An 18518-nucleotide genomic window follows, 5' to 3' on the forward strand; every position below is an offset into this window, starting at 1 on the left:
ACGACGCCCTGAACTTACCCTCCTAGTGCCGCCGCCGGCGCAATTTGAAGCGCGGAACTATGGAGTCTGGAAGATGAAGCGAGAGTTGTTGAGCGGGATTGCTCTGGCGGGATTGGCCCCAGGCGTGGCCTTTGCGCAGGCCAATGCAAACCCGGTCACCGAAGCCGAAGACGCCTTCGGTTATCGCACCGGCGATGAAGCCGTAGGCATTTACGATGAGAGCTCCGTCAGGGGCTTCAGCCTCGAGGCGGCCGGAAACTATCGCGTGCACGGTACCTATTTCGTCAAGAATTCCGGAGTCAGCAGCTTCTTCCTCGAGAATACGACGGTCCGCATCGGCACCAACACGCTGGGTTCGGTCCTGCCCGGTCCATCGGGCGTGGTCGACTATCGCTTGCGCGACCCGGGCGCGGACGAGCCGAGCGTGATCAACCTTGGACTGGACGAATATCTGAAGCCTTATGCAGAGCTGCATTTGAAGGGGCGCGATCGGCGGAACCGCTACAGCTATTCGCTGGGGCTTGGCCGCGTATTTCAGGTACGCGACCTTCAAGGAGGGAATTACGGCGACACGATCCTGATCGCGGGCAGCGGGCGGATCGGATCGGGTCGGGCCATCGCGCGCGTGTTCGCAGGAGAATATCAGTATGAGCGCCCCGGCCAGTTCCGGGTGTCGCCCGGCGCCGAACAACTACCGTCCGAGATCGAGCGGGGCCGGTTCCTTGGTCAGGATTGGGCCAGAGAACGAGGTCAGAGGCGCATAGCTGGCGCGCTCTTCGACCTTGGCGAAACCGACGATATCGGCGGCGGAGCAACACTGGTCTTCTCGCAGGATGACCCGACCCGGGCCTTCCTGCAACTGTTCTCGGACCTGCTGCCAGACGGGACCGCTCACGCCAAAGTAGTCGCCACGCCGCAACAGCGATCAACCGCATGGTCGGGGCAGCTTCGCGCTCATGCCGGCGGCCAGACGGGCAAGGTCGCGCACCGGATCCACCTTACCCTTCGCGGCCGGGTGCAGCGCGCCAGCATTGGCGGTGCGCAGGTGGTCGACCTGGGGCGAACCGCCTTCGGAGAGCGCCCCTTGAGTGTCGTTGCACCGGAGTTGGACGATCACGAGGCCGCACTGCGGGATTCGGTCGACCAATACGGCGTCGGCCTGACCTATCTGGCTGTGGCCGGCACAAATTTGCGCGTCAATTTGGGCGTGCTCCGGAGCGATTACCGCAAGCGTATTCGCGCAGCAGACGGGATCGTCAGGGAGAGCAGTTCCAGCCCATGGCTGTTCAATGCCGCGGCCGGATGGCGGATTCTGGACAAGGTCGAACTCTACGGAAGTTACGCTCGCGGGATCGAAGAGGCGGGAGTCGCACCGCTTGCCGCAAGCAACCGCAACGAAGTTCTTGAAGCCATCCTTGTAACACAGCGCGAACTGGGCCTTCGTTGGTCTCCAAGCAGCAAGTTCAACCTGGTCGCGGCAGCCTTTCACACCGACAAGCCCTATGCGGGTATCAATGCTGCGTCAGGGGAATATGGCTTCCTGGGCCAGGTCAGACATCGCGGCATCGAGGTTTCTGCATCGGCGCGCCCGCTACCAGGGCTTACGATCGTCGCCGGCGGTGTACTGATTGATCCAAAGCTGAGCGGACCGTCGGTCGACAACCGCATCGTGGGCAACCGCCCGGTCGGCGTGCCGAAAGTGCGCAGCCTTTTGAGCGCCGACTTTAAAATTCCCGGAACCAAAGGAATGAGCGTGGACGCCTCGTTGAGCCATGTCGGCAGTCGAGCAGCCAGATCGGCGCTTGCGGCGGATGGCGGCCAATTGTTGGTCAAGCCCATGACCACTCTCAATCTAGGCCTCAGGCGAAGCTTTGGCATCGCCGGACGCGATCTTGTCGCGCGGTTGCAGGTACTCAATGCCTTCAACCAGTACTCATGGGACGTCAACAACTCGGAGACGCTGAACTACACGCCGCCACGCCGGTTCAGGCTCGTGTTGACGACGCCGATCTGAGCGGCGCCGTCCGCCCAGAAATGCCGCGATCGATCAACTGGATATCCAGTCTCTTGTTCGATCGCGGCAGGGCGAACGCATGGATCGGGTCTGGGCCGACATAGTCTCCAATCAGTCGAGCTCTATGATGACCTTGCCCCCGCCGCGACCAGTTTCGACGAGTTCGTGTGCCTCGGCAACCGCCTCAAGCGGCAGGACATGGCCGATATTGTGCAAGAGCCAGCCTTCGCTCGCTGCCTTGCTCACATAGGCGATGGCTTCCTGATGGGCTTCAGCGCTCATCACATAGACCAGAACGAAGCGAACGGTCGCATCGAGCACGACGAGCGGCCAGAACGGCAGCACAGGCTCCGGCTCAAGGTCAGACGCATAGGAGGCGATTACGCCATTGGGCTTGAGCATCCTCATCGACGTCGCAAGATTGGCGCCAAAGGCGACTTCGATGATGCGGTCGACGCTTCGTTCGTCCTCCGCTCCAGTGAAATCGGCTGCCGAGGCAACGATATCCTCCACACGGCGGTTGATGACCAGATCAGCCCCCGCGCGCCGCGCTGCGGCGGCCTGTTCCTCGGTGCTGACCGTCGCGATTACCCGCGCGCCATCGCGCTTGGCGAACTGGACGGCATAGAAGCCTACCGCTCCCGCTCCGCCGGTCACCAGAACGGTCTTACCGGTAACCGGACCATCGGCAAACACGCAACGATGCGCGGTAAGCGCAGGCACACCCAGACAAGCGCCTTCGGCGAAACTCAGCGAGTCTGGCATGGTTACGGCCTGGGCCGATGGAAGCGCAATGAATTGCGCCGCAGTTCCGTGAGCTCTGCCCAGTTGCGCCTCATAAAGCCAGACGCGTTCACCGATCCGGCTCTCCGGAACACCCTGTCCCACAGCGGCGATCACGCCCGCGCCATCCTGGTGCGCCACGATCCGGGGGAATGGCATGGCAAGATTTCCGCGGTTGCCGCCGCGGCCCTTGGTATCCGACGGATTGATGCCCGACGCCTTGATCGAAACGAGCACTTCGCCCGGTGCCACTTCCGGAACTGGCAGTTCGCCAATTGTCAGCACGTCCCGGGCCGGGCCCTTTTTGTCAAACCAGGCTGCAAGCATGTGTCGTTCCTTATCAGTCGCCCCTCGAGCGCGCGCTCAAGCCGCCTCTGCGCCATAATGGATGCGGAGTCAGACAATTTTCGTGAGATGCCATTCAACAATTACTGTGGCGACTTCGTCACCAGCCTCGTTCGACAAGGTGACGTCGACCGGAAAGCGCACCCTTCCATCGCGTTCGAGCTGTGCCATCAGATCGCTTGAGTCGCCGCGCACCTTTCCGATCCCTGTGATCAGCCCTTTGGCGACCTTGAGATAGCGAATGCTCGATTCGGCGGCGACCGGACGGACCTGCTGAAGGAGGGCAAAGAACGCGCCGACCATTGCCGCGCCAGACGCCGCCTCGGCCAAAGTGAACAGAGCGCCGGCATGGTGCGAGCCGATATGGTTCTTGATCTCGTCCCGCTCCTCCAGCGCTACCTTCGAGACGCCAGGCCCCACTTCGAGAATTTGCACGCCGGTATGGTGGGCGAAGGGAACGGTGGTTGCGAGCCGGTCACGCAACAGGTCGAACATTTGCAAGCTTTGTCTCCAAAATTGGCTTGGCAGGATCTCGTCGGTATTCAGTCGCCGCCAGTGAACGCCAGGACGTGCCTCAGCACACCTTCCGGATCTTCAAGCTCGGGCGTGTGACCGAGGGCTTCCAGCGTCACCGTCTCCACTTCATCGTAAATCTCGGCCAGACTGTGGGCGTTCCCCGCCGGGTGCGAACCATCGGCGCTGCCCCAGATCGACAGGATCGGCTGGCTCGGGCGCAGAAGTTCGCCATCGAGATCGAGATAGTGCTGATAGGCGCTGGCCAGCGACCACCTGGCTCCGTGATCGAAAGACTTGCTGGCACAGGCGCAGAACTGCTCGATCCTGTCGCGGCGACCAACGGACAGGTCGTACCACTTCGGCATCCGGCTGGTCGCCATCTTCCGCATCGCCAGTTGCCCGACAACCGGCGTGCCCAGGATGTTCTTGGGATCGCGCCCTTCCTTCCATCGCGCAAACGCAGCAACGCCGCCCGCCTGAATGAGGCAAAGCTTCGAAACGAGATGCGGGTAACGTTCGGCGATATCGAGCGCCGCGAGGCATGATACGCAGGAGAAGGCCAGAATGGCGTCACGTCCGGCCACAGCCATCAGGAATTCGGCCAGATCGTCATTGGTTTCGCGAAACCCAAAGCCATAGCCGGGGCGAACTGCCGAGAAGCCCATGGCCGGCAATTCGACAATCACCACGCGGAAATGGGTAGAGAAGGTCGAGATCAGTTCGTCATAGATCTCAAGCGTCATCGGCGGATCTGCAGCGAATACCAGCGTTCGCCCGGTTCCAGCGACGCGATAGCGATATTGCACCAGCGCGGACTGAAAAAAATGGATCTGCTTGGAAGTGGCCGAGGGCCAGCCGGCGCGGTGACGGCGCGCTGCGATATTGCCATCCCAAGTGTCGAGATAGGTTCCGATGCGGGCTAAAGGGGATGCCATGGGTTGACTCTCCTGCAGGGTGTTTTGGGAACAGCGGATGGGACTTGCGCCCGGGGGCAATTGCTGAACCACGCTGCATGGCCCTCTAGCGCCAAGGCCCAACAAAAAATGCTTGAGAATGCGGCGTTATAGTTGAATACAATTCAACCATGGGACCTACATCATCCTTGCCATGGCCAGCCTTGCGTGCATTTCGAGCAGCTGCGCGCCACGGCAGCTTTCGCGAAGCCGCCCTGACACTTCGCGTCACACCTTCGGCAATCAGTCACCAGATCAAGCGACTGGAGTCGCTGGTCGGCACGCCATTGTTCGAACGCGGGATCAGGCAAGTGAAATTGACCGACGCAGGCAATCGGCTCGCCCATGCGATCGAAAGCGGCATGGGTCAGATCGAATCCGCCTTCATGGAGGCCCGCCAGCAAGCTCAGTCCACGCAATTGGCAATATCGGCTCTGCCGCTGTTCGCATCGGCCTGGCTTTCGCCCCGGCTCGCAAGATTTGAAGCGCAATTCCCAGCCCTGACCATCTCCATCGACACCAGTCCCAACGTTGTGGATCTCGCCGGTAGCGAGGTTGATGTTGCCATCCGCAATATTGCGACTTCTGCGCCAGCCATCTGGTCACGCAAACTGATTGATTTGCGCGCAGTGCCAGTTTGTACGCCTGCGGTTGCAGCGGAGTTTGAGGGAATGGATGGCCTGGTCCAGCAACGACTTATCGGCCTGAATGTGGGGCGCAATGGCTGGGCCGAATGGTTTGCTGCTGCAGGCGCCAGCCACCTTGTGCCCGAACGACTCTTGCTGGTCGACACGATGATCGCAGCATTCGATGCCGCTCTGCAAGGCCGCGGCGTGGCTATGGCGCTGGCTCCAATGGTCTGGGACATGCCTGGAGCAGACGACCTGGTAGTGCCTTCCGGTGTTCCGGCTCCGGACGGGGGAAGCTACTATGTCGCTTGCCGCAAGGCCGATCGGAAGAATCCCGTCATCGGCGCCTTCGTCGATTGGCTGTGCAGCGAGATGCAGGCAGACCTGCCGCGGCTCCGCCAGTTGGGCACAAAGGGGTCGCACGCGAGAAGAAAAATGCCGCGCGTACCCCTCGAGCGGGACGCTGATTAAGCTGTGGAACGAAGAGCGAAAGCCCGACGCTACCTCTGCCAAACGCTCCAACTTAATATTGGGCCTTGTTTCTACATTGGGGCAAACGACCAAAAAACCGAAACCAACGGGGCAAGGCCCCAACGTCAGCAATTGGGTCGTTAGCCGAACGGCAGCTCTTCGGCCCCTGACGCCTGAAACCAGGCTGTCAGCAATCGGCCCAATTGCGGACATTGTTCGACGACGGTTTTCCACCTAGATTGAAACCCATGTCGCAATCGACCGCTTCACTGAAAATGCTAGCCTTCGGCATCATTGCCATCTCAGCAGTGTTTTCCGGCGACGCTTCATTGCCCATTCGCCTTATTTGGTGGACCATTGCTGGTTACTGCGGGGTGCGATACATTTTGATTGCTGGGAAGCGCCGAACATGCGGACACGGTATGGTATCGCAGTCTGGACCATTCTGGTATCCATGGATCATCGATCCTTGTCCTAAATGTGGCGCGGCAAGTTTCGGCAAGTAACGCGAGGCTGCAAGGTTCGGCGTCCGCTTTCCACCCAACCTCAGACGATAAAGTCATCGCGACCCTCTCCTGAAAGCGGTCGTTCGGCTTTTGGGCTATTGGAAGCCAACCTCGAAGGTCTGATATTGGGGCGCAATGCGGACGATCAGGTCTGTGGGCGAAATGATACAAAATTTGCTACAAAACAGAAAATCGTCCTGAAATAAAACATTGAAAATAAAGCAGAAAATTTCGAAAAGGTAAATTCCCTCCCTCTCCGCCAATATCGATTTAAGCTGTTGATATTAAACGATACAAAATCGCTTAGACATCAAATCCCTCTCCGCTGATACAGAGTATACTACAAAGATATCAGATGGATAGGTGACGTCGCCTGCTTCTGGTGAGAAATTTGATACAGATTTGGTGCGGCCCGTTGCGCTAGTCGGGCGTGTCCCCGGCCATTTGCGGACTGTCCGCCTACGACGCATTTGCAGGCAGCTGGCGAGAGAAGCGCGGTTCCAAGCAGCGGCATTTGCAACCGGACAAACGGCGGTCGAACGTGTCGCATGTCCAGTTTTCAACCAATAGAAGCGCGTTGATCAGGGAACTGCCCCAATGCAGCGTCCACGCAACTTGCGTCATGCTTGGACCAAGCCTCGTACACTCCGATGCCCCCAATGATGGCATGGGGCATGTCGGTCCGCACAGTGGTGATGTTTGCCGATTGGGACTGTCTTTACGTAGCTCGGTAGAAGATCGGCAAAAGATCGGCGCGCCATCATGGAATGATCCTGCCGGTAATGAGACCTTTGGCCTCCGCTTGGAAGCCGGAGGAAAAGATGCGTATCGAGCAGATTTTGGTTGTCACGATTGTCGCAGGCAGCCTCGCCGCGTGCGGCGGCGGATCCGTCCAGTCGACGCCAGCGCCGCCTGTTTCCTTGCCGCCACCGCCCCCTCCGCCGCCTCCGCCACCGCCTCCCGTCCCGCCTCCACCACCCAGCGGGCCGATCGGGCTCGTATCGGATGAGCCATTTGAGGTGCTGGGAGTTGTCTTTGACTACGCCAAGAATGCGTCAGGCAACTTCGGCTTGAGCGCGCCGGATCGGGCCGATGTTTCGCTCGAGTATCGTGCATCCGACAACGTCTACCTCATCTCGCTACCAGGCTACGGGGCGGGCGAACTGGAAACAAAGAGCTATTCGGGCAGTTGGATCGAGGGCAGCAATACGTGGCAATCGATCTATGGCTCGCAAAATGCCTTGCTGGATGGCGATTCCGGCCGACAAGACGCGCAGGTATTTCTGCGCTGGCCCGCCGGCTCACTCAATCCTGACGAGAAACTGACATATACGTCATGGGGTAGCTGGGGCGATGACTATGATATCGATGGCTCTGCCGAGGCAGGAAATTACGGATATTTCGTCTACGGCATTCCTACAGCAATGTCCGATGTGCCAACGACCGGGAGCGCCAGCTACACCGCGCAAGTTTATGGCTTTACCGACATTCCGTACGGCGGCTCACCCTATGGCGACTGGATTCTTGGCACCGCTCACTTGCGCTTCGATTTCGGCGCCGGGACGCTGGCGGGCGAGATGTTGCCGGAGATTTGCCCATGGGACTGCTATTCGTTGGGCACATACACCTTCACGCAGACAGTCTACGCCGTCGGCAGCACGTCGTTCTCGGGCCAGTTCGCAATCAGTGGCAAGACGGTCCCTTCGTGGTTCGAAGGCAGCTTCAACGGACCGCAGGCCGCCGAACTGATGGCGCGCTGGAAGGCGCCATACACATTCGAAGGCGTTTCAGGGACGATGGGAGGAACCTGGACCGGCATGAAGGACTGAGGAATGTTTTCCCTTTCCGTCGCTTTGCTGGCTCAAGTAGCCGCCGGACAGTCGCCCGAGATTGAGCCGCCCCCATCGGAGCAAACGACGGTGATCACCGCCAACAGCACCCAGATGCTGTTGCTGGCGGTGAGGGCACTTGCTTCGCAACAGGATGCCCTTGCGATCAAGATCCTCGAGACCTTGCTGAATGATCCGGAAGTGAAGGTGCGCAATGAGGCCCGCTTTCGCCTTGCGATGCTGGCCTCAAGAGACAGGCGCTGGAATGAAGCGGGTGAATATTTGCGGGCGATCCTCGATGAGGAGCCGGGTGCCCAGCGCGCGCGGCTTGAACTGGCGCGCGTGCAGGCCGAACTGGGTGAGTTGGATGCCTCCCGCCGAACCCTCCGAGAGGCACAGGCAGGGGGATTGCCCCCCGATGTGGCACGCCTGGTCGAACGCTTTTCTGCAGCGCTCCGCGAACGCAAGCCGTTCGGGGTCAACGTCCAGATCGCGATCGCACCGGACAGCAACATCAATCGCGCGACCCGATCGGGAACGCTTGGCACGATACTCGGCGATTTTGAGCTCGACGATGACGCCCGCCAATCATCGGGTATAGGCATCACGATGAGTTCGGAGGCGTACTATCGCAAACCTCTGTCGGCCAAGACATCGCTGCTGGCGCGGGCAGGCTTCACCGGCAATTTCTACCGCGCAGACCAGTTCAACGACATTGCTGCAATCGGAGCAATTGGCCCCGAATTCCCGCTTATCGGCGGGCGAGCCAATCTTCTCATCGGTGGCCAGCGGCGGTGGTTTGGCGGAGAGCGCTACAATGATGCTCTCGATGCCAATCTGCAGTGGCAGCGCGCCTTGGGGCGGCGCTCCCAATTGCGCACGGGGATGAGCTATTCACGCACATATTACCGATTCAACGAACTGCAGGATTCGGACACGCTGGCAGGCTTCGCCAGCTATGAGCGCGCACTCAGCCAGCGCGCCGGTGCCAGCCTTACAATCGCGGGGACCCGGCAGATCGCGGCTGACCCCGCCTATTCGATTAGCAGCGGCCAGGTCTCGGCGACGGGCTGGCGCGAGTTCGGGCGAACAACTCTGTTTGCTTCAGCGACCTACCAGCACCTCGAAGCCGATCGGCGCCTCGCGATTTATCCCAGCCGCCGCAAGGAGGACTTCCTGCGGCTGTCGTTGGGTGCAACGCTGCGCACGCTCAGCTGGAAGGGCTGGGCGCCTCAGGTCAAACTCATTTGGGAGAACAACTCGAGCCCGATCGAGATTTACCGCTATGACCGGTGGCGTGGGGAGTTTGGAATTGCGCGCGCGTTCTGAGTGAAAACGTGAGGCGAGTTTTTAGCTAGTCGCGCTTTCCTAAAATAGCGCCGCTGGCGGTTAGCCACTTTTGCCACTCGGGATTGTAGAAGGGTAATTCGAACTGCGCGGCCATTTCCACTGCATTCGGTCCAGCAAAGGTCCCATTGAAATGCCCGTTGGAGGCAGTGCCGCTGCTCGCTAAAGAACCGCTGAAATTGATGCTGCCGGTTGTGAATTTCGTTTCTGTCAAGGTATACACGACCGGGGCATAGCTGCAGCCCATAAGGCATGCCATCGCGATCGTGAGATCGCCCGCTAATGTTGCGTTGGCAAAATCGAAATCGAAGCGCGATTTACCTTGCAGCCATGTGGCTCCTGCATCGCCACTGAAATAACCCACTAGATTTCCAGAGTAAGTTGCTGTTCCAGTAATTGGTACTTCGCCAGGCTTTGTTGGCTGGATAAGAACGAATGCGCCATAAGCTGTTGTATTTGTGTTCGCATTTAGCGCGTTTGAGGCGAAAAGGTGAACCAAAGACATATAAGTGTAAAGCGAGTCTGAAAGGCCAGGCGCACTTATATCTAGGCTATTACAGCAATAACTGCTGGGTGACTTGATCGATGGGTCGGCAGGAAAGCTCGGTTCAAATGTCCATTTCCGGTAATCACCATTCTGCATTATTGTACCGGACCCAGCGAGTGGTGCAGTGACTAGGTAAGTGGCCGTCTCGGAATCATAGCTGATCGAAAGATCTTCGCTGATGCGCTGATTGCTGACCTCTCCTGTCCCAATCTGGTAGTTGAATTGCCACCCTTTTCCGAGCAAGTCCAACTGCTCGTTGTAGAGTGGTTCGACGAATATCCTTGCTGGGACAGGCTGGAACGATGTCGGCGTTGGCGACGGCGTTGGTGTTGGTGTTGGCGTCGGAGATGGCGAAGGCGGTGGAACCGACACGACTGGAGGTGCTCCTTCGCTCCTACACGACGCCAGCAGCAACGAGGTTGACGTCAATGAAAGGATCGTGCGACCTTTGCTCATCATTGGTTTCATCCTTCCTTCCCTTTCGTCCAGCGCCGCCGAAGAGGGGCGCAGCCGGGGTGACGTGCTTACGCCAGTCCTGCTGCGGCGGCGCCGGACGCGGCGGGGTCAATCGCCTGCCGGGAACTCGATCATCTTGGGTCCCTTTCGGCGGGGGCGCTCGGCTACCCAGATGTCGGGGGCGGGGGAGGCACTGCCGGGGCGGTTCGACGCGAAGAAGATCTGCGTTCCGTCGAATGATAGCGAAGGCCGCGCATCGAACCCGGGGGAATTAAGTTCGGGCAGGGTATACGCCGGGCCGAATGGCTCGGAGGTGCTGTCTCGTTCAGCGAACCAAAGATCGGGTCCGCCCTGACCTCCGGGGCGGGTAGAGTCGAAGGCGATGAACAGGCCGTCGCGCGAAACCCAGGCCCGATTGTTCCAGCCGGCGGCGTTGGGCCCACCTGCAACCGGTGTCGGTGTTCCACCGCCGACGCTTTGGAAGATTTGGCCGCCCGTCCCGTCACCGTTGTTGCGTGAGAAAATCGTTACTTCCCGGCCGTCATCATCTTCGAAGATGCTCACCGCCTCCTCAAGCAGCGGCGAGTTGAAGCTTGGGTTCAGCGTCACCGCTTCTTGCCAGTCGCCAGAATTGCGGCGGCTGACGAAGAGGTTGCCCGGGTCGGCGCCTTCGCTGCGGAGGAAGTAGAGTGTGTTGCGCCCGATTATGCTGGGACACGCCTCGGTCGCGCCTGTATTGACCGTGTTTGGCAAGCGGGTCGGAGCCCCGAAGCCCTCCGACAGGCTTCCCCGTTCCGCCATGTAGATGTCGAAATTCCCTAAGCGATTGGAGGTGAAGTAAATCTGCAGTCCGTCGCGCGACAGGCTGACGCAGCCATCGACTGCCGGCGTATTCAGATTGGGTGCCGAGCCGGAAAGCGCGGCCGCGTTGGTGGGGGTGCCCCATTCGCCATAGGGCGGTGCGCCAAGAGCGATCGCCGCTGCGCCCAGCAGGCAAGGCGCTGCAAGCCATTTGATCCGTTTGGTCGTAGTTGAGCCTTTCATGTTACGTCTCCTCGACAATATGCGCTTGCAGCCAAGGCAAGCTGATCAGGACGAGTAAGGTCGAGGAGAGCATTGTCCGCACGGCAAGGCCATGATCCCCCGCCGATGCGGGCTGATGGATTCCTGATGATTTGCCGATGATGGAAGAAGTTGCTTGAGCGCCTTGATTATACGGTGGTAATTTGCGCCGTGGCCAAGCGATTGCACAGCATTGCCGGGATGGTCGTTATCGCCTTGCCGGCTTGTCCCGCGGTGGCCAGCGCGGCCAACGAGGCGCCGAACCAATCCCAAACCGAAGCGGTCATCGTCGTGACGGGGGAGCGTATTCCGCGCTCGTTCGAACAAACGGCGTCAAGCGTCGCGTTCACCAGCGCACACGATCTGGAACGAATGCCGGATATCTCGCACCTCGATCAGTTGTTGGAGATGACGCCGAACCTGGTTCTCGGCTCGGGTGGGCAGGGTCCGACGATCCGTGGGCAGGATACAACGGGAGTGCTGCGCGATCTTCCCGCCTTTCTCGGCGGGAACAGGCCGCGGACAACGGTTGTCATCGATGGCAGATCAACTTCCTACAACGAGTTCGTGTTTGGCAGCCAGCCGCTATGGGACGTTGACCGGGTCGAGATATTTCGAAGCCCGCAAACTACCACGCAAGGGCGCAACTCGATTGCCGGTGCGATCTTCATCGAAACACAACTGCCAGAGAACGAGTGGGGAGGCAGGGCAAGGGCCATTACTGGCAGCTCCGACACAAGGCAGATTTCGGGCATGTTGGCCGGCCCGATTGTCGAGGAGCAGCTTGCCGTCCGGATTGTCGGCGATGTGCGGGAAAAGCGAACCTTTAGCGACCTGACGAGCCCTGCGGTTGGCGTTGATCCTAACAGGGATTGGCATGAACTCTTCCGCGCAAAGATACTCGCCACTCCGGCATCCATTCCCGAGCTTCGCCTTGATGCAACGTTCCAAACCTCAAAGTCGCAGGCTCCGCAGATAGAGGGCATCAGGCCGCCCTACCGTGAACGGAATGATCCGCGGGCGGGCTACGGCGTTTTTCGGGTTTCGACAGAGTCGCTGACTTTGCGCTCGCAACTCCAATTGGACCGGGGGATGGAACTTTCGGCGACCCTCTCAGGCGGCAGCTCGAATGCTCGCCGGTTTGCGCCAGCTGGAATTGGCGAAGCGCTTACAGATACTGACGATCAAGCAGTCGAGATTCTTCTCAAGCGCAATCGGGGGCGGCTCGACATGCTCGTCGGCGCGAGCGCCAGCCGCACGAAGCTGACGCAGGCAATCGATCTGTCGACGGTCGGGTTGGGCGTTGGGAATTTTCGTGACCGGCAAGACAGCCTGGGGCTGTTTGGAGAGATCAGCCTTGCCTTGGCTCCGCGCCTCAATTTGACGACCGGCGCGCGCTACCAATCCGACAGGCAGCTGCGCAGCGGGACACTGGCGAATACATTCGATTTCACGCCTTATGATTTCGATGGTCGTTTCAGCTCCTTTTCGCCCAAGGCTTCACTCACCTATGGAGTGGGCGAGGGAACGACGATTGGCGCACTTTTACAGCGGGCGGCCAATCCGGGTGGCGCGACGCTTTCGCCTTCGACAGGCTTGCTCGATACCTTCGCCGCCGAACACTTGTGGGATTATGAAATCTTCCTGCGGGGCAAACTGCCCAGCGCAAATCTCGAGTATTCTGCCAATCTCTTTTACTATGACATGTTCAATGCCCAGCGTTCGGCACTGAAGGTGATCGAAACACCCGGTGGCAGCTTTTTTTTGCTAGAGATCGGCAACATGCCGCGTAGCTGGAGCAAGGGCGCCGAGTTCGCGCTTGGCTGGTCACCCGGCGACCGGCTGAATATTCGGCTTGCGGCAGGCCTGCTCAAAACGCGGATAACGGAAGCGCCGCTCGATCGCGATCCCTTGCTTGGCAAGGAGTTCCAAAGGTCACCGAGATTTACGGGCTCTGCCGCGATCGACTGGCGCCCTTCGGACAAGCTCTCGCTCGGGCTCAGCTACAGCCGTAGGTCCGGCTATTTCAGCGAGGACAACAACGATGCGTCGCTGCGGGTCGGCTCTGCCGACACTGTCAACGCCCGCCTGGAATGGAGACAAGCGAACTGGCGATGGTTTGGCTTCGTCCGGAATGTCTTCGACCGCTTCAACCTGACCTCCCTGTCCTCCGGCGGCGACCTTGCGACCGCAGCAAGTCCGCGCGAGTTGGGGGGCGGCCTCGAATTTCAGTTCTGATCCCGATCGGTTCTATGCAATTGCGCGCAGGGACCTGCTCAAGTATTTGCGAATGAAATACTTCAGGCCGTGATGCGCTCGGGGGAAGCATCGATCTATGGATGAAGCTGCACCTGTTCCTGTTTCCGCGCTTGCGAAAAGGCGCGATTTTTTGGTCGGGGAGGCGACGGTCCGGCCGTCGACACGATCGATCGAAGGGCCAGTCGGCACAGCGACAATCGAACCGCGGGTCATGCAGGTCTTCCTTGCCCTGCTTGACGCGCAAGGAGAGGTGCTCAGCCGCGACGCCCTGTTGGAGCTATGCTGGCCCGGAGTGATCGTTGGCGATGATGCGATCAATCGCACAATTGCAGAGATCAGGCGCGCTCTGCGCGAAACCGGTGCGGCGGTATCGGTCGAGACGATCCCGCGGATCGGCTATCGGATCGAACAAGCCAGAAGCGCAAAGCGACCTTTGCGCGAGTTCTTGAACTTCGAGAAGCTCAAGTTCGATCGCAGAAAGCTCTTAGTCGGCGGTGTGACAGCGGTTGCTGCACTGGCTGCAGGTGGCACGGCTTATTCAAGCTGGCAACGCGCTTCGAAAGTCGACGGCTTGATAGATCGCGGCAAAATTGCACAGGCGTCCTCGGCCCCCAATGGTAATGCACAGGCAGAGGCTATCTTTCGTTCCGCAATCGAAATCGATCCGGGCAGGGCCGATGCATGGGGTTGGCTTGCGCGTGTAGTTCGAGACGTCGATGCAGCACGCGAAGCCGCCAGGCATGCGCTTGAGCTTGACCCTTCCGAGGCCAATGCTCGCGTGGTTCTGATTACGCAGCGGCGCGACCTTGTCGATTGGGCGGATTGGGAGGATGCGCTGCTGGAAGTGCTCGCTCAAGCGCCAGACAATACGCTTGCCCTCGATTTCCTGACCTTGTTCTATCAGGGGATGGGGCGCTGCCAGGATTCATGGGTGACCAACGAGCAACTCATCGCATCAGAGCCATTCAACACCACCGGACTTCATCGAAGGGCCATTAAACATTGGGTTTTTGGGCGGATCGGAGAAGCCGACAAAGTCGCCGATCAAACGCTAAGGCTCAGGCCGCGCGATCCCTTTGCCTGGAATGCGCGGCTAATGATCTATGCTTTCAGTGATCGCGTCGCGGCGGCCCTTGCCTTGCTCGACGATCTGCCGAGCCGCCCGGTAAACCTTACAGAGCCGAGTGTGGAATCCTGGCGGGCAGCCCTGCGCGCAATAGATACCCGCTCATCAAGCGATATCGCCAAGGCCGTCGAAGTTTGTACCGAAGCGGCAAGCCTGGCGCCGGGACTTGCCGCGAATGCGATCATGATCTTTTCGTATCTTGGGCGTCTCGACGATGCCTATCGCGTGGCGGATGGACTGTTCGAAGGGCGCGGAGCGATTGTCCAGCAGTCGCGCGGCCAAGGGATTAAGGACCTCTATTCGGGATCTGAATGGGCCCGTACGCAGTTCCTCTTCATCCCTGCAACTGCTGCGTTTCGCGATGACGAGAGGTTCACCGGTCTATGCGAGCGGATGGGGCACGTTGCCTATTGGCGCAAGCGAGGCATTTGGCCCGATCCCTTCGTGCGTGGTTCGCTCAAGCCAAGCTGAAAGAGTTCTCCTACCAACTTTTGTCGAATAGCAATGATTTGAGAGAGGAAACCTACCTGCCATTCAAAGTGCGCCCGCAAGAACCGGGAAGCTCAATGGGTCCGTCGGGGACCTCCAATACCTGCCGATCCACGCGGAGGTTCGCTTGTCAGGACAGATGCCATTCTTCCATGCGAGCGCCTTTTGGGCTTTCATTGGCTGGCGCCGCCCATACTATGGATCTGGGGCGATCCGAAAGGGGGGCAGCCGCTAGCTACTCTTTGCAATCAAGAGCGGAAGGCGACTTCCTGCTTCAGTTATCATTATGATATTACAAGAGAAATTCCAAATCCGCCAACTGCGCGTGATTAGAATCAGCGGTAGGAATATAGATCCCTTGTCCGGTTCTACATGCAGTGTCGTCTTTCTCAATTGCAGACGCTTGTGCCCCTCTCGCCACTCGGGCATCGGTATGCTTGCGCCTAGAGAATCCCGACTGTCAGGCTTCCGATGCCTTCGAAGGAAGCTTTCACGAGATTGCCGCTCGCGACTTCGTGAACTCCGGTGATCGCACCACTTGAAATCCACCAGCCGGGTTTGGGCGCAATGCCGCGCTGGGCGAGGTTTTCGAGAAGGAACCTCGCTGCGCCGAAAGGCCCGTCGAGCATGGTCGCTGTTGTCGCCCGCCCCACTGTTTGCCCGTCGACTTCCAGTGACACTTCGACATCGTCGAGGCGCTGCCAGAATTCCCGCGGAACCACTGGGCCGAGCGCCAGGCCCGCATTGTTGCCATGGTCTGAGATCGTGACGCATGGCCCGTCGGCATTGATGGCCGCATAGGGCGATGACGCGATTTCGATGCCGATCCGGATTTCGTCGATCCAGTCCATCGCCTCGGCATTGTCGCGCGGCAAGGGGGTATCGCGCGGCGCAAGCCGCAGCATGAACTCGGCCTCGGCTGCGGCGAATCCGCCCTGGAAGATGGCGAATTGCGGCGCTGGCGATCCCGCTTCAAGGATCGTGTCGCCGAAGACCGGCCCGGCCAATCGAATCGCGCCCAAGCGGTCGCATTCGGGAGGATTGATCCGGCCCACTTTCCAGCCTCCGACGTCGCGGTCCCAGATCGAAAGCGCGCAATCCTGGATTGCATAGGAAGTTGCGAGGTCGGTCGGGCGATCGCCGGGATATTGGGCGATTGAAGTGCCTTTGCGCCGAGCTTCGACGAACGCACCAGCAATCTCGCGTGCCTGCACAGCCACTTTGCACCCCTCGTCCCGCACTTGTGATTTGCCCGTTTTTGACGAAAAAGGAAACCGGTGTCAAAATGAATTTGCGAGTGCGCCTTCCGATCATGTCGAGGGCTCTTTCGCTTTTGGGAGATTGCAGACTAAAAGCGGGGCTAGTGTGAAGGGAAGTGTAGACGACCGCATGGCCAAGAAGAACAGGGCACCGACGATCAACGATGTGGCCCGCGCGGCTGGCGTCTCGAAAAAGACCGTCAGCCGGGTGATCAATCGTTCGGCGCTGCTCAAACAGGACACTCGCAAGAAGGTCGAGGCGGTGATCGCCGAGCTTGGCTATGTGCCCAATCCGCAGGCGCGTGCATTGGCGCTGCGGCGCAACTTCCTGCTTGGCCTGCTGCATGACAATCCCAATGCGCAGACCGTGCTCAATTTCCAGGAAGGCGTGCTCGATGCCATCCGCGACACGGAGTTCGCGCTGGTCGTGCGCCCGGTCGACCGCCATTCGCCCGACTTGCTTGAGGACATTCGCGACTTCCTAGAGAAGCAGCGGCTCTATGGGGTGATGGTCCTTCCGCCCGTTTCGGAGAACGACGATATCGCCGCGATCTGCGAGGAGCTGAATTGCGGCTACGTGAGGATGGGTTCGGCCGAACTCGACGAGCCCGAACATCTCGTCGAATCGAATGACCGCGAAGCGGTCGGCTGGGCGGTCGATCACCTGGTCGAGCAGGGGCATCGGCGGATTGCGCTGATCGAGGGCCCTTCCGGTTTCCGGTCCGCGCACGAAAGGCGTGAAGGATTTCTCGCGGCGATGAAGCGTCACGGGCTGGATGTCCCGCCCGAAGCCATGGCGCAGGGAACCTACCGATTCAATTCCGGCATCGCTGCCGCCGACAAGCTGCTCGATGCATCGCCGCGCCCAACGGCGATTTTCGCGAGCAATGACGAAATGGCGGCGGGCGCGCTCCACGCGGCAAGGCAGAGGGACCTGAGCGTTCCGGGAGACCTGTCGCTGGTCGGCTTCGACGATTCGCCGATCGCGGCGCATATCTGGCCGCCGATGACGACGGTCGGTTGGCCGATCCGCGAAATGGCCAAGGCCGCGGCGCTCAAGCTGATTGCCCCCGGTGAGGCGGACGCCCAGCCGTTCAAATTCCTTTCGCGGCTCGTGCAAAGGGATTCGGTTGCCCCTCCGCCGGGCGATATGTGAAACCGAGGTTGAAATGTGCCGGAGTTTGGCGCTATAGCAATAATGACACCGGTTTCCTAAGGTCCATGCGCGTTGCGCTTGTGGCGTTTGAATTAGGCCCAACAAGGGCAGGAGAGGCATTATGAAAGTCGCGCTGATCATCGAAAACAGCCAGGCCGCCAAGAGCGCCATCGTCCACGAGGCACTCACCAGCGTCGCCGAACCGCTCGGCCACCAGGTCTTTCATTACGGCATGTACGCGCCAGAGGATGAGGCGCAGCTGACCTATGTGATGAACGGCCTGCTGGCCGGAATCTTGCTCAACTCCAGGGCTGCCGACTTCGTCATCACCGGTTGCGGCACGGGGATGGGTTCGATGCTGGCCTGCAACTCGATGCCCGGCGTGTTCTGCGGCCTGGTGATCGACCCGACCGACGCGTTCCTGTTCAGCCAGATCAATGACGGAAACTGCATGTCGATGCCCTATTCCAAGGGTTTCGGCTGGGCGGCAGAGTTGAACCTGCAGGACTGCTATCGCAAGATCTTCGAGAACGAAGGTGGGGCGGGCTATCCCAAGGAGCGTGCCGAAATCATGCGGAAGAACCGCGGCATCCTGAAGGACCTGAAGTCGGCGGCCTGCAACGACATGCTGACCGTGCTCAAGAATGTCGACCAGGACTTGCTGCGTTCGGCCATCGCAGGCGAGAAGTTCGCCGAGTATTTCTATGCCAATTCGCAAGACGAAGCGATCAGCGACTACCTTCGTAGCCTCTGAGTGAAGCCGGGGGAGGG

14 protein-coding genes are annotated in these 18518 nt (G+C 59.7%); 8 read left to right on the top strand and 6 right to left on the bottom strand.

What is annotated here, in order from left to right:
• The first annotated feature begins 25 nt into the window (after positions 1 to 25).
• On the top strand, positions 26 to 2014 hold the full coding sequence (locus ACUJ47_RS12010) for a TonB-dependent receptor domain-containing protein (protein WP_445538622.1): 1989 nt from the start codon (positions 26 to 28) through the stop codon (positions 2012 to 2014).
• A gap of 111 nt (positions 2015 to 2125) precedes the next feature.
• Here the strand turns inward: ACUJ47_RS12010 and ACUJ47_RS12015 are convergent, their stop codons facing one another.
• From ACUJ47_RS12015 to ACUJ47_RS12025, 3 genes are all read right to left on the bottom strand, one after another.
• Positions 2126 to 3082, bottom strand: coding sequence for an NADPH:quinone reductase (locus ACUJ47_RS12015; RefSeq protein ID WP_445538623.1), 957 nt, complete (start codon positions 3080 to 3082; stop codon positions 2126 to 2128).
• Between the two features lie 111 nt (positions 3083 to 3193).
• Positions 3194 to 3637: a PaaI family thioesterase gene (locus tag ACUJ47_RS12020; RefSeq protein ID WP_445538624.1), complete on the bottom strand. Its 444-nt coding sequence runs from the start codon at positions 3635 to 3637 to the stop codon at positions 3194 to 3196.
• A gap of 47 nt (positions 3638 to 3684) precedes the next feature.
• Positions 3685 to 4593 (bottom strand): alpha/beta fold hydrolase, encoded by a 909-nt coding sequence (locus ACUJ47_RS12025; RefSeq protein ID WP_445538625.1) that lies wholly within the window; start codon positions 4591 to 4593, stop codon positions 3685 to 3687.
• A gap of 149 nt (positions 4594 to 4742) precedes the next feature.
• Between ACUJ47_RS12025 and ACUJ47_RS12030 the strand changes: the two genes are divergently transcribed.
• From ACUJ47_RS12030 to ACUJ47_RS12040, 3 genes are all read left to right on the top strand, one after another.
• A complete protein-coding gene (locus ACUJ47_RS12030; protein ID WP_445538626.1) occupies positions 4743 to 5711 on the top strand; it encodes a LysR substrate-binding domain-containing protein in 969 nt (322 codons plus the stop codon).
• A gap of 1273 nt (positions 5712 to 6984) precedes the next feature.
• Positions 6985 to 8046 (top strand): hypothetical protein, encoded by a 1062-nt coding sequence (locus ACUJ47_RS12035; RefSeq protein WP_445538627.1) that lies wholly within the window; start codon positions 6985 to 6987, stop codon positions 8044 to 8046.
• A gap of 3 nt (positions 8047 to 8049) precedes the next feature.
• A complete protein-coding gene (locus tag ACUJ47_RS12040; protein ID WP_445538628.1) occupies positions 8050 to 9375 on the top strand; it encodes a surface lipoprotein assembly modifier in 1326 nt (441 codons plus the stop codon).
• 25 nt (positions 9376 to 9400) lie between these two features.
• Here ACUJ47_RS12040 and ACUJ47_RS12045 read toward each other — a convergent pair whose 3' ends face one another.
• The gene (locus ACUJ47_RS12045; protein WP_445538629.1) at positions 9401 to 10399 is read right to left on the bottom strand and encodes a transferrin-binding protein-like solute binding protein; all 999 of its coding nucleotides are present in this window, start codon (positions 10397 to 10399) and stop codon (positions 9401 to 9403) included.
• Between the two features lie 105 nt (positions 10400 to 10504).
• Positions 10505 to 11440 (bottom strand): hypothetical protein, encoded by a 936-nt coding sequence (locus ACUJ47_RS12050; protein ID WP_445538630.1) that lies wholly within the window; start codon positions 11438 to 11440, stop codon positions 10505 to 10507.
• A 189-nt stretch (positions 11441 to 11629) separates the two neighbouring features.
• Here ACUJ47_RS12050 and ACUJ47_RS12055 point away from each other — a divergent pair, with 189 nt between their 5' ends.
• Positions 11630 to 13696, top strand: coding sequence for a TonB-dependent receptor (locus ACUJ47_RS12055; protein ID WP_445538631.1), 2067 nt, complete (start codon positions 11630 to 11632; stop codon positions 13694 to 13696).
• Positions 13697 to 13793: 97 nt separating this feature from the next.
• Entirely contained in the window at positions 13794 to 15314 is a 1521-nt protein-coding gene (locus ACUJ47_RS12060; RefSeq protein WP_445538632.1) for a winged helix-turn-helix domain-containing protein, read from the top strand.
• Positions 15315 to 15775: 461 nt separating this feature from the next.
• Here the strand turns inward: ACUJ47_RS12060 and ACUJ47_RS12065 are convergent, their stop codons facing one another.
• Complete coding sequence (locus ACUJ47_RS12065) at positions 15776 to 16552, bottom strand: 2-keto-4-pentenoate hydratase (RefSeq protein WP_445538633.1); 777 nt, start codon at positions 16550 to 16552, stop codon at positions 15776 to 15778.
• A gap of 169 nt (positions 16553 to 16721) precedes the next feature.
• On the opposite strand from ACUJ47_RS12065, the gene ACUJ47_RS12070 reads away from it, so the two are divergent.
• Both ACUJ47_RS12070 and ACUJ47_RS12075 read left to right on the top strand, forming a co-directional pair.
• On the top strand, positions 16722 to 17747 hold the full coding sequence (locus tag ACUJ47_RS12070; protein ID WP_445538634.1) for a LacI family DNA-binding transcriptional regulator: 1026 nt from the start codon (positions 16722 to 16724) through the stop codon (positions 17745 to 17747).
• A gap of 121 nt (positions 17748 to 17868) precedes the next feature.
• Positions 17869 to 18501 (top strand): RpiB/LacA/LacB family sugar-phosphate isomerase, encoded by a 633-nt coding sequence (locus ACUJ47_RS12075; RefSeq protein ID WP_445538635.1) that lies wholly within the window; start codon positions 17869 to 17871, stop codon positions 18499 to 18501.
• Positions 18502 to 18518 lie beyond the last annotated feature (17 nt).

It is taken from the genome of Altererythrobacter sp. Z27 (assembly GCF_052683155.1).

Bases quoted from the DNA above. Each gene is read 5' to 3' on its own strand.
- ACUJ47_RS12020 (WP_445538624.1), bottom strand. From the start codon at position 3,637: ATGTTCGACCTGTTGCGTGACCGGCTCGCAACCACCGTTCCCTTCGCC.
- ACUJ47_RS12025 (WP_445538625.1), bottom strand. From the start codon at position 4,593: ATGGCATCCCCTTTAGCCCGCATCGGAACCTATCTCGACACTTGGGAT.
- ACUJ47_RS12030 (WP_445538626.1), top strand. From the start codon at position 4,743: ATGGGACCTACATCATCCTTGCCATGGCCAGCCTTGCGTGCATTTCGA.
- ACUJ47_RS12035 (WP_445538627.1), top strand. From the start codon at position 6,985: ATGATCCTGCCGGTAATGAGACCTTTGGCCTCCGCTTGGAAGCCGGAG.
- ACUJ47_RS12040 (WP_445538628.1), top strand. From the start codon at position 8,050: ATGTTTTCCCTTTCCGTCGCTTTGCTGGCTCAAGTAGCCGCCGGACAG.
- ACUJ47_RS12045 (WP_445538629.1), bottom strand. From the start codon at position 10,399: ATGATGAGCAAAGGTCGCACGATCCTTTCATTGACGTCAACCTCGTTG.
- ACUJ47_RS12050 (WP_445538630.1), bottom strand. From the start codon at position 11,440: ATGAAAGGCTCAACTACGACCAAACGGATCAAATGGCTTGCAGCGCCT.
- ACUJ47_RS12060 (WP_445538632.1), top strand. From the start codon at position 13,794: ATGGATGAAGCTGCACCTGTTCCTGTTTCCGCGCTTGCGAAAAGGCGC.
- ACUJ47_RS12070 (WP_445538634.1), top strand. From the start codon at position 16,722: ATGGCCAAGAAGAACAGGGCACCGACGATCAACGATGTGGCCCGCGCG.
- ACUJ47_RS12075 (WP_445538635.1), top strand. From the start codon at position 17,869: ATGAAAGTCGCGCTGATCATCGAAAACAGCCAGGCCGCCAAGAGCGCC.